Below are 16,149 nucleotides of genomic sequence, written 5' to 3'. Positions count from 1 at the left end.
CCTGACACACAGGCGTAAGAATTGGTAGGCCTGAGTGGACTTGAACCACCGACCTCACCCTTATCAGGGGTGCGCTCTAACCACCTGAGCTACAAGCCTATATAAAGGTATTCTGCTCGTTATTCTTCATCAGACAATCTGTGTGGACACTGCACTTAACGCTATCTTTAGGTAAGGAGGTGATCCAACCGCAGGTTCCCCTACGGTTACCTTGTTACGACTTCACCCCAGTCATGAATCACAAAGTGGTAAGCGCCCTCCCGAAGGTTAAGCTACCTACTTCTTTTGCAACCCACTCCCATGGTGTGACGGGCGGTGTGTACAAGGCCCGGGAACGTATTCACCGTAGCATTCTGATCTACGATTACTAGCGATTCCGACTTCATGGAGTCGAGTTGCAGACTCCAATCCGGACTACGACATACTTTATGAGGTCCGCTTGCTCTCGCGAGTTCGCTTCTCTTTGTATATGCCATTGTAGCACGTGTGTAGCCCTACTCGTAAGGGCCATGATGACTTGACGTCATCCCCACCTTCCTCCGGTTTATCACCGACAGTCTCCTTTGAGTTCCCACCATTACGTGCTGGCAACAAAGGATAAGGGTTGCGCTCGTTGCGGGACTTAACCCAACATTTCACAACACGAGCTGACGACAGCCATGCAGCACCTGTCTCAGAGTTCCCGAAGGCACTAAGCTATCTCTAGCAAATTCTCTGGATGTCAAGAGTAGGTAAGGTTCTTCGCGTTGCATCGAATTAAACCACATGCTCCACCGCTTGTGCGGGCCCCCGTCAATTCATTTGAGTTTTAACCTTGCGGCCGTACTCCCCAGGCGGTCGACTTAACGCGTTAGCTCCGGAAGCCACGCCTCAAGGGCACAACCTCCAAGTCGACATCGTTTACAGCGTGGACTACCAGGGTATCTAATCCTGTTTGCTCCCCACGCTTTCGCACCTGAGCGTCAGTCTTTGTCCAGGGGGCCGCCTTCGCCACCGGTATTCCTCCAGATCTCTACGCATTTCACCGCTACACCTGGAATTCTACCCCCCTCTACAAGACTCTAGCTGACCAGTTTCAAATGCAGTTCCCAAGTTAAGCTCGGGGATTTCACATCTGACTTAATCAACCGCCTGCGTGCGCTTTACGCCCAGTAATTCCGATTAACGCTTGCACCCTCCGTATTACCGCGGCTGCTGGCACGGAGTTAGCCGGTGCTTCTTCTGCGAGTAACGTCAATCACTGCGGTTATTAACCACAATGCCTTCCTCCTCGCTGAAAGTACTTTACAACCCGAAGGCCTTCTTCATACACGCGGCATGGCTGCATCAGGCTTGCGCCCATTGTGCAATATTCCCCACTGCTGCCTCCCGTAGGAGTCTGGACCGTGTCTCAGTTCCAGTGTGGCTGGTCATCCTCTCAGACCAGCTAGAGATCGTCGCCTAGGTGAGCCATTACCCCACCTACTAGCTAATCCCATCTGGGCACATCTGATGGCGTGAGGCCCGAAGGTCCCCCACTTTGGTCCGAAGACATCATGCGGTATTAGCTACCGTTTCCAGTAGTTATCCCCCTCCATCAGGCAGTTTCCCAGACATTACTCACCCGTCCGCCGCTCGTCACCCAGAGAGCAAGCTCTCTTGTGCTACCGCTCGACTTGCATGTGTTAGGCCTGCCGCCAGCGTTCAATCTGAGCCATGATCAAACTCTTCAATTAAAAGCTTGATTTGCTTAAACAAGTTAAGCGATGCTCGAAAATTAACTTTCGTAATAATTCAACTAAATGAATTACTGCTTGGTCACTCTTCAAGACTTTAATATTTTATCGTCCGAGGACGTTAGATATTGTCTTGTGAGTGCCCACACAGATTGTCTGATAAATTGTTAAAGAGCAGCGAATTGCGAACATTCGTTCCAGCAACTCGGGAGGTGCATATTACGCTTTCCTCCTGAAGAGTCAAGCTTTTTTCTTTTCAGAAATTCGCATTACTGCGATGCTTTTCTCTTCCTCACCGAGCGACGTTTGCGTCGTTGTTCCCGGTCAGTGGTGGCGTATTATAGGGACTTCTCAGCAGGTGACAAGTGTTTATTTCATAAAAAAATCCGAATGCATAATATTTCATCATTAAGCTTAAGAAACGGTACTTTCTGAATGAATATTGCGCAGAAATGGCTTGTGCTACAGCTATCGTTGTATTCTCAGATATAAACAAAGAGGTAGAAAAACATATTCAAGTTTTGATTTTATTACTGGCTAGATCGATTTTTTAAATCGTTTATCACCTATAAAACAAGTGACTCAGGATCCAGTGTTATTCGATTTATAGTAGAACTCACGCTCGATCTTAGAATAATTAGGGAGAGAAATAAGAAAAGGATAACGAAGAGAAATAAAATAAGTAGAAGTGTGGTGCTTAATATGAACTATTTGAGCGATATGTCACCATGCAGATAATATCCTCTGCTTGGCAGCTACTCTGTAAAAACATAATTCATGGTTAATAGAGAATGATTTACTCAAATTCCCCATAGCAAAAAACCCCAGTCTTTCGACTGAGGTTCTTTACTTTAATTAAAGCCTGGCAGTTCCCTACTCTCGCATGGGGAGACCCCACACTACCATCGGCGCTACGGCGTTTCACTTCTGAGTTCGGCATGGGGTCAGGTGGGACCACCGCGCTATCGCCGCCAGGCATATTCTGTTATTTGTACCGCTTTCTGTATTTCTACAGCTAGCCATACAAACCAATCTGTTCACAAGCCTACTCTTTGTGTTTTCGCGTCTCTGCGTCTTAAAACACCTTGGGTGTTGTAAGGTTAAGCCTCACGGATCATTAGTACTGGTTAGCTCAACGTATCGCTACGCTTACACACCCAGCCTATCAACGTCTTAGTCTTAAACGTTCCTTTAGGAGACTCAAGGTCTCAGGGAAGACTCATCTCGAGGCAAGTTTCGCGCTTAGATGCTTTCAGCGCTTATCTTTTCCGCATTTAGCTACCGGGCAATGCCATTGGCATGACAACCCGAACACCAGTGATGCGTCCACTCCGGTCCTCTCGTACTAGGAGCAGCCCCTCTCAATCTTCCAACGCCCACGGCAGATAGGGACCGAACTGTCTCACGACGTTCTAAACCCAGCTCGCGTACCACTTTAAATGGCGAACAGCCATACCCTTGGGACCTACTTCAGCCCCAGGATGTGATGAGCCGACATCGAGGTGCCAAACACCGCCGTCGATATGAACTCTTGGGCGGTATCAGCCTGTTATCCCCGGAGTACCTTTTATCCGTTGAGCGATGGCCCTTCCATTCAGAACCACCGGATCACTATGACCTACTTTCGTACCTGCTCGAGCCGTCACTCTCGCAGTCAAGCTAGCTTATGCCATTGCACTAACCTCACGATGTCCGACCGTGATTAGCTAACCTTCGTGCTCCTCCGTTACTCTTTAGGAGGAGACCGCCCCAGTCAAACTACCCACCAGACACTGTCCTCAATCCCGATTAGGGACCGGAGTTAGAACATCAAACATTAAAGGGTGGTATTTCAAGGTTGGCTCCATGCAGACTGGCGTCCACACTTCAAAGCCTCCCACCTATCCTACACATCAAGGCTCAATGTTCAGTGTCAAGCTATAGTAAAGGTTCACGGGGTCTTTCCGTCTTGCCGCGGGTACACTGCATCTTCACAGCGAGTTCAATTTCACTGAGTCTCGGGTGGAGACAGCCTGGCCATCATTACGCCATTCGTGCAGGTCGGAACTTACCCGACAAGGAATTTCGCTACCTTAGGACCGTTATAGTTACGGCCGCCGTTTACTGGGGCTTCGATCAAGAGCTTCGCCTTGCGGCTGACCCCATCAATTAACCTTCCAGCACCGGGCAGGCGTCACACCGTATACGTCCACTTTCGTGTTTGCACAGTGCTGTGTTTTTATTAAACAGTTGCAGCCAGCTGGTATCTTCGACTGGCTTCAGCTCCATCCGCAAGGGACTTCACCTACGCGCCAGCGTGCCTTCTCCCGAAGTTACGGCACCATTTTGCCTAGTTCCTTCACCCGAGTTCTCTCAAGCGCCTTGGTATTCTCTACCTGACCACCTGTGTCGGTTTGGGGTACGATTCAATGTTACCTAGAGCTTAGAGGCTTTTCCTGGAAGCTTGGCATCAACTACTTCATCACCGTAGTGACTCGTCATCACGCCTCAGGGTTGATAAAAGCACGGATTTACCAATGCTTTCCCCCTACACGCTTAAACCGGGACAACCGTCGCCCGGATAGCCTAGCCTTCTCCGTCCCCCCTTCGCAGTAACACCGAGTACAGGAATATTAACCTGTTTCCCATCGACTACGCCTTTCGGCCTCGCCTTAGGGGTCGACTCACCCTGCCCCGATTAACGTTGGACAGGAACCCTTGGTCTTCCGGCGAGCGGGTTTTTCACCCGCTTTATCGTTACTTATGTCAGCATTCGCACTTCTGATACCTCCAGCAACCCTCACAGGCCACCTTCAACGGCTTACAGAACGCTCCCCTACCCAACAACACCTAAGTGTCGCTGCCGCAGCTTCGGTGCATAGTTTAGCCCCGTTACATCTTCCGCGCAGGCCGACTCGACCAGTGAGCTATTACGCTTTCTTTAAATGATGGCTGCTTCTAAGCCAACATCCTGGCTGTCTATGCCTTCCCACATCGTTTCCCACTTAACTATGACTTTGGGACCTTAGCTGGCGGTCTGGGTTGTTTCCCTCTTCACGACGGACGTTAGCACCCGCCGTGTGTCTCCCGTGATAACATTCTTCGGTATTCGTAGTTTGCATCGAGTTGGTAAGTCGGGATGACCCCCTAGTCGAAACAGTGCTCTACCCCCGAAGATGAGTTCACGAGGCGCTACCTAAATAGCTTTCGGGGAGAACCAGCTATCTCCCGGTTTGATTGGCCTTTCACCCCCAGCCACAAGTCATCCGCTAATTTTTCAACATTAGTCGGTTCGGTCCTCCAGTTAGTGTTACCCAACCTTCAACCTGCCCATGGCTAGATCACCGGGTTTCGGGTCTATACCTTGCAACTTGACGCCCAGTTAAGACTCGGTTTCCCTACGGCTCCCCTATTCGGTTAACCTTGCTACAAAATATAAGTCGCTGACCCATTATACAAAAGGTACGCAGTCACCCCATAAAAGAGGCTCCCACTGCTTGTACGTACACGGTTTCAGGTTCTATTTCACTCCCCTCGCCGGGGTTCTTTTCGCCTTTCCCTCACGGTACTGGTTCACTATCGGTCAGTCAGGAGTATTTAGCCTTGGAGGATGGTCCCCCCATATTCAGACAGGATGTCACGTGTCCCGCCCTACTCATCGAACTCACAACATATGCATTTTCAAGTACGGGGCTATCACCCTGTATCGCCGGACTTTCCAGACCGTTCCTCTGACACATACGCTGATTAAGGTTCTGGGCTGTTCCCCGTTCGCTCGCCGCTACTAGGGGAATCTCGGTTGATTTCTTTTCCTCAGGGTACTTAGATGTTTCAGTTCCCCTGGTTCGCTTCGTTAAGCTATGTATTCACTTAACGATAGTGCAACGAATTGCACTGGGTTTCCCCATTCGGAAATCGTCGGCTATAACGCTTCATATCAGCTTACCGACGCTTATCGCAGATTAGCACGTCCTTCATCGCCTCTGACTGCCTAGGCATCCACCGTGTACGCTTAGTCACTTAACCTCACAACCCGAAGGTGTCTCTTGGTGAACACGGTTACGAACCGGTTCAAGACAGCATTCAAGATTGCAAAAAATTGAGAGACTGCTTAATGCTAACTGTGTCAGTGTTTGAGTCTGAATAAACAGACGTCATTCTCACAGTTGCTTAAGCTTTCAAATTTCAGCTTGTTCCAGATTGTTAAAGAGCAAAATACTTCGCAGCATACTGTTTCCAATACACTCTGAAGTATGTTTTTGAGACTGAATACTTATTAAAAATAAAAGTAATGGTGGAGCTATGCGGGATCGAACCGCAGACCTCCTGCGTGCAAGGCAGGCGCTCTCCCAGCTGAGCTATAACCCCATACAGTCAACAGTTTACCTTTGATACCAACTCCTGACACACAGGCGTAAGAATTGGTAGGCCTGAGTGGACTTGAACCACCGACCTCACCCTTATCAGGGGTGCGCTCTAACCACCTGAGCTACAAGCCTATATAAAGGTATTCTGCTCGTTATTCTTCATCAGACAATCTGTGTGGACACTGCACTTAACGCTATCTTTAGGTAAGGAGGTGATCCAACCGCAGGTTCCCCTACGGTTACCTTGTTACGACTTCACCCCAGTCATGAATCACAAAGTGGTAAGCGCCCTCCCGAAGGTTAAGCTACCTACTTCTTTTGCAACCCACTCCCATGGTGTGACGGGCGGTGTGTACAAGGCCCGGGAACGTATTCACCGTAGCATTCTGATCTACGATTACTAGCGATTCCGACTTCATGGAGTCGAGTTGCAGACTCCAATCCGGACTACGACATACTTTATGAGGTCCGCTTGCTCTCGCGAGTTCGCTTCTCTTTGTATATGCCATTGTAGCACGTGTGTAGCCCTACTCGTAAGGGCCATGATGACTTGACGTCATCCCCACCTTCCTCCGGTTTATCACCGGCAGTCTCCTTTGAGTTCCCACCATTACGTGCTGGCAACAAAGGATAAGGGTTGCGCTCGTTGCGGGACTTAACCCAACATTTCACAACACGAGCTGACGACAGCCATGCAGCACCTGTCTCAGAGTTCCCGAAGGCACTAAAGCATCTCTGCTAAATTCTCTGGATGTCAAGGGTAGGTAAGGTTCTTCGCGTTGCATCGAATTAAACCACATGCTCCACCGCTTGTGCGGGCCCCCGTCAATTCATTTGAGTTTTAACCTTGCGGCCGTACTCCCCAGGCGGTCGACTTAACGCGTTAGCTCCGGAAGCCACGCCTCAAGGGCACAACCTCCAAGTCGACATCGTTTACAGCGTGAACTACCAGGGTATCTAATCCTGTTTGCTCCCCACGCTTTCGCACCTGAGCGTCAGTCTTTGTCCAGGGGGCCGCCTTCGCCACCGGTATTCCTCCAGATCTCTACGCATTTCACCGCTACACCTGGAATTCTACCCCCCTCTACAAGACTCTAGCTGACCAGTTTCAAATGCAGTTCCCAAGTTAAGCTCGGGGATTTCACATCTGACTTAATCAACCGCCTGCGTGCGCTTTACGCCCAGTAATTCCGATTAACGCTTGCACCCTCCGTATTACCGCGGCTGCTGGCACGGAGTTAGCCGGTGCTTCTTCTGCGAGTAACGTCAATCACTGCGGTTATTAACCACAATGCCTTCCTCCTCGCTGAAAGTACTTTACAACCCGAAGGCCTTCTTCATACACGCGGCATGGCTGCATCAGGCTTGCGCCCATTGTGCAATATTCCCCACTGCTGCCTCCCGTAGGAGTCTGGACCGTGTCTCAGTTCCAGTGTGGCTGGTCATCCTCTCAGACCAGCTAGAGATCGTCGCCTAGGTGAGCCGTTACCCCACCTACTAGCTAATCCCATCTGGGCACATCTGATGGCGTGAGGCCCGAAGGTCCCCCACTTTGGTCCGAAGACGTCATGCGGTATTAGCTACCGTTTCCAGTAGTTATCCCCCTCCATCAGGCAGTTTCCCAGACATTACTCACCCGTCCGCCGCTCGTCACCCAGAGAGCAAGCTCTCTTGTGCTACCGCTCGACTTGCATGTGTTAGGCCTGCCGCCAGCGTTCAATCTGAGCCATGATCAAACTCTTCAATTAAAAGCTTGATTTGCTTAAACAAGTTAAGCGATGCTCGAAAATTAACTTTCGTAATAATTCAACTAAATGAATTACTGCTTGGTCACTCTTCAAGACTTTAATATTTTATCGTCCGAGGACGTTAGATATTGTCTTGTGAGTGCCCACACAGATTGTCTGATAAATTGTTAAAGAGCAGCGAATTGCGAACATTCGTTCCAGCAACTCGGGAGGTGCATATTACGCCTTCCTCCTGAAGAGTCAAGCTTTTTTCTTTTCAGAAATTCGCATTACTGCGATGCTTTTCTCTTCCTCACCGAGCGACGTTTGCGTCGTTGTTCCCGGTCAGTGGTGGCGCATTATAGGGACTTCTGAACGGCTGACAACCCCTAATTTAAAAAAACTTTTCAACCGCGCAAGTTTTCACCAAAAACCACATATTTGAGGATTAAATGCTCAATTCACGTAGTTCTGAGAAGCCTAAGCGATGCAATACAGGTAAAAGCGCATCGGTATCGCTATTTGTTTCTGTTGCATAGGCCAAATCACTTTCCGTGCTCAGCACGTTTTCCTGATTAGCAATCAACCAAGCGACGCGACGGGCTATTGCGGCACCCGAATCAACTAAACGAGTCCCTGCGGGTAATACCGCCGCCAGTTCTTCGCGCAGTAAAGGGAAATGCGTACATCCCAGAACCACCGTGTCTGGCGGTTCAGCCATTGATAGCCACGGGCGTAGTATCTTCTTTAGCACCGCATGATCAATCTCTTCGCCATGCAACTTGGCCTCAGCCAGCTCCACCAGCTCAGCCGAGCCCAGCATTTTGATGCTACAGTCTTTCGCAAAACGGGCAATCAGGTCGTGAGTATATGAACGTTGCACCGTTGCTCTCGTCGCTAGCAAGCCAACAATACCGTTGCGCGTCAGTTTTGCCGCTGGTTTTATCGCGGGTACAACCCCAACGATAGGGCAATTGAAGCGTTCGCGTAATGCTGGGAGCGTGATGGTACTTGCAGTGTTGCAAGCGATGATAACAATAGAGAGAGGATGACGCTTTTGCACTTCGGCAACGGTTTTAACAACGCGGTCGATAATAAACGCTTCGTCTTTTTCCCCATAAGGGAATCCCTGATTGTCGAATGCATATATATAGTGGAGATCCGGAAGCAAATCACGGATCTCTTGATATACAGATAACCCACCCACGCCGGAGTCAAAAACCAGCGCAGTGGGTTTAGAAGTCGCTACATCATTAGAAGGTGTAGCTACCGGAGAGATAATATTCTCTACCTGCGGTTTGGTAGCCATAAGCCGTTTCATAATCTTTATCTAACAGGTTGGCGATTCTACCACGAACTGTTAGATGAGACGTAACGGGATAAGAGGCTGAAATATCGACGGTGCTGTAGCTTGGCAATACCTGTTGCGTATTATTGTATTTAGACGTGTTGTTATCGTAACGACGGCCATAATATTGATACGAGACATCCATATCGACATTAAACATAGTCCAGTCGAGCTGATATTTAGCCTGCCGTTTGGCTCGACGCGCTAGTACTTCATCATTTTTATCATTGCGCGGATCTAAATACTGCAAGGTGACCTGATGCGTGAAGATCCCCGTATCAACGCTGCCCGTCCACTCGACGCCTTTAATCGTGGCAGAATCGATGTTGTCATAGCTACCCGCATAGGTGACAGGATCGGAATAATAGGTAATCAGGTTTTCAATTTTGTAATGATAGGCAGACAAACGCCAATCAAGTGGCCCAGTCAGCCCTTCTAAACCCGCTTCCCACTGCTTCGACTCTTCAGGTTTTAAATTAGGATTGGAATCAATGCCGAAACGCGTTGAACCAAACTGCTGCCCTAGCGAAGGAGCCAAGAATCCGGTGCCATACGATAACGTGGCTCGATAGCCCGGCGTAAACTCCCAACCCGCTGCCGTTTGCCAAGTACCGTGCCAACCGAACTGTTCGTCTTTATCTTCACGGCCAGAGGCTTCTAACGTGACATCACCCAGTTTTTGCTGGCCACTTAAATATAAGCCGGTGTTATCACGTTTATAGGTATCTGACAGACTGGTATCAGAAGATGTCAGGCGCTGCTGTTGCCAATCCACGCCAGCACTAATCTGCCCATGTTCTAGGCTATAGGTATTACCCCATTGAATATTGCGCTGATCCATATCATCCAGCGTGGTGCCATCGTGATAACGCCCATACTCGCTGCTGTAGTTATAAGCTTTTACTTTTTGATAGCTACCCGTTAATTGGGATGAATAAGCACCAGACAAATAGCGCAGGCCCATGTCGTATGTATGATTATAGGTTTCGCTTTCATTTGCGCTGTAAGCAGGTTTCGACGGCGGACTCCCGAGGTCATAATCACTGTTGTTGGTATACCCATAACCACGAGCAAAGCCAGAAAACTCGTTGTTAAACTGGTGATCTATACCACCCCAGAAAGTCTTGTTGCGATAGCCATCATCATCATGATCCGGTTCATACGTTGAGCCCGGCTGCACGTTAAATCCTTTTGTGCTCTCATATGAACCCGCCAACGTGACTTTGGTGTTATCACTGATTTTCTGACGCACGCTACCATCGTACTGCTGGAACCCTTTAGAGCCGACGCCTGCATTTATCTGCGCGCCTTCCTTATCGGTTTGCGTGATCACGTTGATAACCCCACCCATCGCACCCGAGCCATACACGGCAGAACGTGGGCCACGAATATATTCAACGCGTTGAACCAGTGAAATTGGGATTTGATTGAAATCAGCCGTATTCGAAATTCCAGGACGAGCAATAGGAATGCCATCCACCAGCACGAGAACTTGACTTGCGCTGGTCCCACGGATATACATCGATGCACTCTGACCCATGCCGCCATTTTGAGCGATATCGACACCGGGTAAACGTCGCATGACGTCATTAAGCGTTTTGGCCTGCCAACGATCGATATCATCTCGGGTAACAACATCAGTAGGTGCTAGCACGGTAGAAACCGGCTGAGGAAAACGAGAGGCGGTGACAATGACATCATCGTTAGTATTTGCGGATGATGATGAAGGTGTTTCGTTAGAATCTTGCGCCCAGCCAGAGAAAGCCGTGACAGACAAAGCTGCCATCAGCGCATTTTTTTTATAGTCATATAAGAGCATCCAAACTTAATTGGCAGGATGCCGCGAGCCGTGGCGTTAATTCGCGAAAACCACGTAAAGCGACGTGTACCGGCAGGTCTTCGGGCTTAGGATTTGTGTATCAACATTCATTGTTGAATACACACCGGGCGATGACTTCCCATCTGTAATGACAGTGTCAAAATATCGCCGTGACTTCCCCATACCGCTGCGCGTCAGCTCCGGATTCACACCGGATTCCCTTTTCACTCTCCACTGGAGACCGGGCCGCCATGCTAAGTGAAAACATGTTCAGAAGTCTAGACTTCTATGATTTGGATGTAGAATAAGTCACAGAGCTGGACATCATCATTCCATCGCCTACAATCGCCCCTCTATTATTATGCTAACGAGAAATGCCATGACGCCGAACACGCTGCCAACCGATCAATATGATGCCCAACTCACGGAAAAAATTACCCGACTGGCCAACATGATGACCCCGTTTGCGGCCCCGGAGATTGAGGCATTTCGTTCGCCGGCCAGCCACTATCGCATGCGCGCAGAATTCCGCGTTTGGCATGATGAAGGCGATCTCTACCACATCATGTTTGATCAGCAGACCAAAAAACGCATCCGCGTCGATCAATTTCCTGCGGCGAGCGAGCTGATTAACCGTTTGATGAGCGTGATGATGGATGAGCTAAAGCCCAACCACGTTCTGCGCTTTAAACTGTTCCAAATTGACTATCTGTCGACCATGAACAATAAAGTGGTGGTTTCCCTTCTTTATCACCGCAAGCTGGATGATGAATGGAAAGTTGAGGCTGAAGCACTTCGCGATCGCCTACGTGCGCAAGGTTTTGACCTGCAGCTTATTGGCCGAGCAACCAAAACCAAAATCTGTTTCGATCAAGACTATGTTGATGAATGCCTACCTGTTGCTGGGCGTGACATGATCTATCGCCAGGTTGAAAACAGCTTTACCCAGCCTAACGCGGCCGTAAACATTAAGATGCTTGAGTGGGCGCTTGACGTTACACAGGATTCCAAAGGCGATCTGCTAGAGTTGTACTGTGGCAACGGTAACTTCTCCTTGGCGCTTGCGCGTAACTTTAACCGCGTACTCGCGACAGAAATTGCTAAACCTTCCGTTGCTGCTGCGCAGTTTAATATTGCAGCCAACCACATCGAGAATGTGCAAATCATTCGCATGGCGGCAGAAGATTTTACTCAGGCGATGAACGGCGTGCGCGAGTTCAAACGTTTGGAAGGTATCGATCTCAAAGGCTATCAGTGCGAAACTATTTTCGTCGATCCACCGCGTAGCGGCTTAGATGACGACACATTGCGCATGGTGCAAGCGTATCCGCGGATCCTCTATATCTCATGTAACCCTGAAACGCTCAGCGCAAACCTAGAAACGCTGAACGAAACTCATCGGGTCACACGTTTGGCGCTGTTCGACCAGTTCCCGTATACCCATCATATGGAATGCGGCGTGTTGCTGGAAAAACGTGATTAAAAACGATTCAGATTGAAACGCAAAAAGGCAGCCATTGGCTGCCTTTTCTATTTGCATCGAATATCAGTTCGGCTCAATCACTCAGGATCGTGGAAGTCTTTTCCGCTATCAGCCTCGGCGTTCTTCTTAAACGCCTTGATGCGGTAGGCAATCCAGAAAACCAACACAATACACAGAAGAGTTGGCATAAAGTTCGAACCGATTTCTGGGTACTCCACGCGAACAATGGCGCTATACATCAGCAAACCAAGCAGAAAACACGAAGAGGAAAGCACCGGCATACCTTCAGGCATAGAGCAGTTCAGATAACGCTGATGCAGGCAATACACTGATAAAATCAGTGCCAGCAGGGGAAATACCGAAAATGATACGGCTGAGCTAAACAGTGCGGCAAAAGATCCGCTGATAGAAAGCCCCGCAACCAATGACAGAACCAATGTTCCCACATCCAAACGACTTTTAATCATGACCAACCCTATGCTTTAAATTTATTCCTGAGCCTGCTGCTCTGCATTTTCATGCATATGCGCAATGTGTGCCTTCTCCTGCTCACGACGGTACCAATAATAAGCGCCCTTGGAAATCATCCGCAACTGCAAAACCAGACGTTCTTCCAACAAACGACGGTGTTCCATATCAATATCTAACGCTTCGGCGCCCGCGCTAAATACGATAGTGACCATTGCCTCGGCCTGCGCTTCGGTAAAACTGCGCGGCATGTGATTTTCGATTTCAAGATAATCGGCAAGTTCCGCAATAAAGTGCTGAACCTCACGCTGCACTGCGGCACGGAACGCAGCAGAAGTACCGGAACGTTCCCGTAAAAGCAGGCGAAAAGCATTCGGATTATTGCCGATAAATTCCATAAAAGTTGCTACAGATGTGCGGATGACGCTGCCACCTTTGGCAATACGTTGACGAGCCTGACGCATTAACTGACGCAGCATCAGCCCACTTTCATCCACCATCGTTAACCCTAACTCATCCACGTCACGAAAATGGCGATAGAAGGAGGTTGGGGCAATACCAGCTTCACGGGATACTTCACGCAGGCTCAAACTCGCAAAGCTCCGTTCAGCGCTTAGCTGATTGAACGCTGCCTCGATCAGTGAACGACGAGTTCGTTCTTTTTGTTGCGCTCTGACGCCCATATTAATATCCGGTTAAATGTAAGTTTCTTTATTCCACCGTCGGCTTTTTTTGATTCTGGCGCGGTAGTTCAGCGCCACTATATCAAACTTTACCCCAACCACGCTTCTATGACCTGTGACATGTATAGCTAGGATGACAAAAACAAGGTGCGAATTGCCACGAAAAGCGTAGGGATGATTGGGGATGCACGGTTATTATGTTAAGGTAACGTTGTATTTTTGTATAAGAAAGGCCTACCCTACATGCAACAGCACTATTCTTTTGATGCCATAGTGATTGGCTCAGGTCCCGGTGGTGAAGGCGCCGCCATGGGTCTGGTAAAACAGGGCGCGCGGGTTGCCGTTATAGAACGGCATTTTAGCGTTGGTGGCGGATGTACCCATTGGGGCACCATCCCTTCGAAAGCACTTCGCCACGCCGTTAGCCGCATAATCGAATTTAACCAAAATCCTCTCTACAGCGACAACTCCCGAATTCTTAAATCGACATTCCCTGATATTTTGCGCCATGCCGATAACGTTATTAATCAGCAAACTCGCATGCGTCAGGGATTCTACGAGCGTAACCATTGCCAATTATTTTCCGGTGACGCCGAGTTTATTGATGCTAACACCCTCAGCGTTAGCTACCCAGACGGCACGCGCGATACCTTAACCGCCGATAACATCATTATCGCCTGTGGTTCACGTCCGTATCATCCGTCTGGCGTCGATTTCAAGCATCCACGCATTTACGACAGCGACTCCATTCTGCAACTTAACCACGAACCGCAGCACATCATCATTTATGGTGCTGGCGTTATCGGCTGCGAATATGCGTCGATCTTCCGTGGATTAAGCGTGAAAGTGGACTTAGTGAATACCCGCGATCGCCTGCTCGCATTTCTCGATCAAGAAATGTCAGATGCGCTCTCTTACCACTTCTGGAATAACGGCGTTGTTATCCGCCACAACGAAGAGTTCGAGCAGATTGAAGGCGTTGAAGATGGCGTCATCATGCATCTTAAATCCGGCAAAAAAGTGAAAGCCGATTGCCTGCTGTATGCCAATGGCCGTACAGGAAATACCGATGCGCTGAAACTGGAAAATGTCGGGCTTGAAGCCGATGGCCGTGGCCTTTTGAAGGTCAACAGCATGTACCAAACGGCCATTTCACATATCTACGCCGTGGGTGACGTCATTGGCTATCCAAGCTTAGCCTCTGCGGCTTACGATCAAGGACGTATTGCTGCTCAGGCCATTATGCAAGGCGAAGCTAACGTACATCTGGTCGAAGATATTCCTACCGGCATTTACACCATTCCTGAAATCAGCTCCGTAGGTAAAACAGAGCAGGAACTGACAGCAATGAAAGTGCCGTATGAGGTGGGCCGTGCACAGTTTAAACATCTGGCACGCGCACAAATCGCAGGCATGAGCGTGGGAAGTTTGAAGATCTTATTCCATCGAGAAACCAAGCAGATCCTAGGGATCCACTGCTTTGGCGAACGTGCGGCGGAGATCATTCATATCGGCCAAGCGATCATGGAACAGAAAGGAGAAGGTAATACCATCGAGTATTTCGTTAATACCACCTTCAACTATCCAACCATGGCCGAGGCCTATCGTGTGGCTGCGTTAAACGGGCTAAACCGCCTGTTTTAAAGTGTCACACTGTTGCGCCATGACGCCCTGCATATGCTCGCGGATTGCTTCCGCGAGCTGTTCATAGCGCGCACGCAGCGGAGAACCTGGACGATAAACTAAGGCGATAGTTCGCTTTGGTTCAGGCTTATAGCATTGCAGATAGCAAATGCCATCGCGTTCACGCTCCGGTGGAACCGCTAATGCTGGCAACAAAGTAATACCGCTTCCCGCAGCGACCATGTTGCGCAGCGTTTCTAAGCTGGTTGCGCGGAAATGCGTATCTTCATCTGCCCCTGCTTGGAAACAGAATCCCATCGCCTGATCGCGCAGACAATGCCCGTCTTCCAGCATTAACAAATTCTCACCGGCCAGCTCAGACATCGCGATTTTATCTTTGTCTGCCAGAGGATGGCCGCTATACACCGCCAGCTTCATAGGCTCATCAAACAATGGCACTTCAATAAATGCTTCGGTTTCTTTGACCAATGCCAGAATCGCGCAATCCAATTTGCCGCTATCAAGCTGTGCAAGCAATTGGTGGGTCTGTGCTTCATGCAAATACATTTCCAGCTTAGGGAAAGTTTTGTGCAGCGTTGGAATAATCTGTGGCAGTAAATAAGGCGCAACCGTTGGGATCAAGCCGATGTGCAGTGGGCCGGACATCGCCTCACCCTGCTGGCTGGCCATCTCTTTAAGTACCTTAACCTCACGCAGAACTGTCCGTGCCTGATCGACAAGTAGTAGTCCGGCTTGGGTAAACAGCACCTTACGGCTGGTACGCTCCAGAAGCATCACACCCAACTCATCTTCCAGCTTACGGATTTGCCCACTCAGCGTAGGTTGGCTGACGTGGCATGAGTCGGCGGCGCGACGAAAATGGCGATGTTCAGACAGCGCCACTAGGTATTCTAAATCTCGAATATTCATATTTATC

Annotated in this window: 7 protein-coding genes, 3 tRNA genes, 4 rRNA genes and 1 riboswitch; of the genes, 2 read left to right on the top strand and 12 right to left on the bottom strand. The window is 49.3% G+C overall.

All coding sequences use genetic code 11. From position 1 onward, the window contains the following. Nucleotides 1–22: 22 nt before the first annotated feature. The 9 genes from DSM2777_RS03530 to btuB all read right to left on the bottom strand — a co-directional run bounded on the left by DSM2777_RS03530 (nt 23) and on the right by btuB (nt 10,955). Nucleotides 23–99 (bottom strand) — tRNA-Ile (locus DSM2777_RS03530). Nucleotides 100–172: 73 nt separating this feature from the next. Continuing rightward, nucleotides 173–1,715: ribosomal RNA gene (locus tag DSM2777_RS03525) — 16S ribosomal RNA — on the bottom strand. 860 nt (nt 1,716–2,575) lie between these two features. Further along, nucleotides 2,576–2,691 (bottom strand): 5S ribosomal RNA (gene rrf / locus DSM2777_RS03520). A gap of 120 nt (nt 2,692–2,811) precedes the next feature. Beyond that, a 23S ribosomal RNA gene (locus DSM2777_RS03515) occupies nt 2,812–5,720 on the bottom strand. A 266-nt stretch (nt 5,721–5,986) separates the two neighbouring features. Further along, nucleotides 5,987–6,062, bottom strand: a tRNA-Ala gene (locus DSM2777_RS03510). Nucleotides 6,063–6,116: 54 nt separating this feature from the next. Beyond that, nucleotides 6,117–6,193: transfer RNA gene (locus DSM2777_RS03505), tRNA-Ile, on the bottom strand. A 73-nt stretch (nt 6,194–6,266) separates the two neighbouring features. After that, nucleotides 6,267–7,809, bottom strand: a 16S ribosomal RNA gene (locus DSM2777_RS03500). The 16S, 23S and 5S rRNA genes sit together here with 3 tRNA genes alongside, the layout of an rRNA operon. 427 nt (nt 7,810–8,236) lie before the next feature. Continuing rightward, nucleotides 8,237–9,097 (bottom strand): glutamate racemase, encoded by an 861-nt coding sequence (gene murI, locus DSM2777_RS03495; RefSeq protein ID WP_061553188.1) that lies wholly within the window; start codon nt 9,095–9,097, stop codon nt 8,237–8,239. Further along, on the bottom strand, nt 9,042–10,955 hold the full coding sequence (gene btuB / locus DSM2777_RS03490) for a TonB-dependent vitamin B12 receptor BtuB (protein ID WP_061553187.1): 1,914 nt from the start codon (nt 10,953–10,955) through the stop codon (nt 9,042–9,044). The genes murI and btuB overlap by 56 nt, the downstream gene beginning before the upstream one ends. Before the next feature lie 54 nt (nt 10,956–11,009). Continuing rightward, nucleotides 11,010–11,216, bottom strand: a riboswitch (cobalamin riboswitch). A 118-nt stretch (nt 11,217–11,334) separates the two neighbouring features. Here btuB and trmA point away from each other — a divergent pair. Beyond that, entirely contained in the window at nt 11,335–12,438 is a 1,104-nt protein-coding gene (trmA, locus tag DSM2777_RS03485; RefSeq protein ID WP_061553186.1) for a tRNA (uridine(54)-C5)-methyltransferase TrmA, read from the top strand. 77 nt (nt 12,439–12,515) lie between these two features. Here the strand turns inward: trmA and DSM2777_RS03480 are convergent, their stop codons facing one another. Continuing rightward, entirely contained in the window at nt 12,516–12,905 is a 390-nt protein-coding gene (locus tag DSM2777_RS03480) for a YijD family membrane protein (RefSeq protein WP_046458899.1), read from the bottom strand. Between the two features lie 21 nt (nt 12,906–12,926). Then, entirely contained in the window at nt 12,927–13,589 is a 663-nt protein-coding gene (gene fabR, locus DSM2777_RS03475) for an HTH-type transcriptional repressor FabR (RefSeq protein ID WP_025801451.1), read from the bottom strand. A 243-nt stretch (nt 13,590–13,832) separates the two neighbouring features. On the opposite strand from fabR, the gene sthA reads away from it, so the two are divergent. Beyond that, nucleotides 13,833–15,233 (top strand): Si-specific NAD(P)(+) transhydrogenase, encoded by a 1,401-nt coding sequence (sthA, locus tag DSM2777_RS03470; protein ID WP_061553185.1) that lies wholly within the window; start codon nt 13,833–13,835, stop codon nt 15,231–15,233. Here the strand turns inward: sthA and oxyR are convergent. Further along, complete coding sequence (gene oxyR / locus DSM2777_RS03465; RefSeq protein ID WP_061553184.1) at nt 15,216–16,142, bottom strand: DNA-binding transcriptional regulator OxyR; 927 nt, start codon at nt 16,140–16,142, stop codon at nt 15,216–15,218. The genes sthA and oxyR overlap by 18 nt on opposite strands. Nucleotides 16,143–16,149: the final 7 nt, after the last annotated feature.

This window comes from Obesumbacterium proteus (assembly GCF_001586165.1).
In the GTDB taxonomy this organism is placed as follows: Bacteria; Pseudomonadota; Gammaproteobacteria; order Enterobacterales; family Enterobacteriaceae; genus Hafnia; species Hafnia protea.
This window is presented reverse-complemented; position numbering and strand designations above follow the sequence as displayed.

Bases quoted from the DNA above. Each gene is read 5' to 3' on its own strand.
- fabR (WP_025801451.1), bottom strand. From the start codon at position 13,589: ATGGGCGTCAGAGCGCAACAAAAAGAACGAACTCGTCGTTCACTGATC.
- sthA (WP_061553185.1), top strand. From the start codon at position 13,833: ATGCAACAGCACTATTCTTTTGATGCCATAGTGATTGGCTCAGGTCCC.
- btuB (WP_061553187.1), bottom strand. From the start codon at position 10,955: ATGCTCTTATATGACTATAAAAAAAATGCGCTGATGGCAGCTTTGTCT.
- trmA (WP_061553186.1), top strand. From the start codon at position 11,335: ATGACGCCGAACACGCTGCCAACCGATCAATATGATGCCCAACTCACG.
- DSM2777_RS03480 (WP_046458899.1), bottom strand. From the start codon at position 12,905: ATGATTAAAAGTCGTTTGGATGTGGGAACATTGGTTCTGTCATTGGTT.
- oxyR (WP_061553184.1), bottom strand. From the start codon at position 16,142: ATGAATATTCGAGATTTAGAATACCTAGTGGCGCTGTCTGAACATCGC.
- murI (WP_061553188.1), bottom strand. From the start codon at position 9,097: ATGGCTACCAAACCGCAGGTAGAGAATATTATCTCTCCGGTAGCTACA.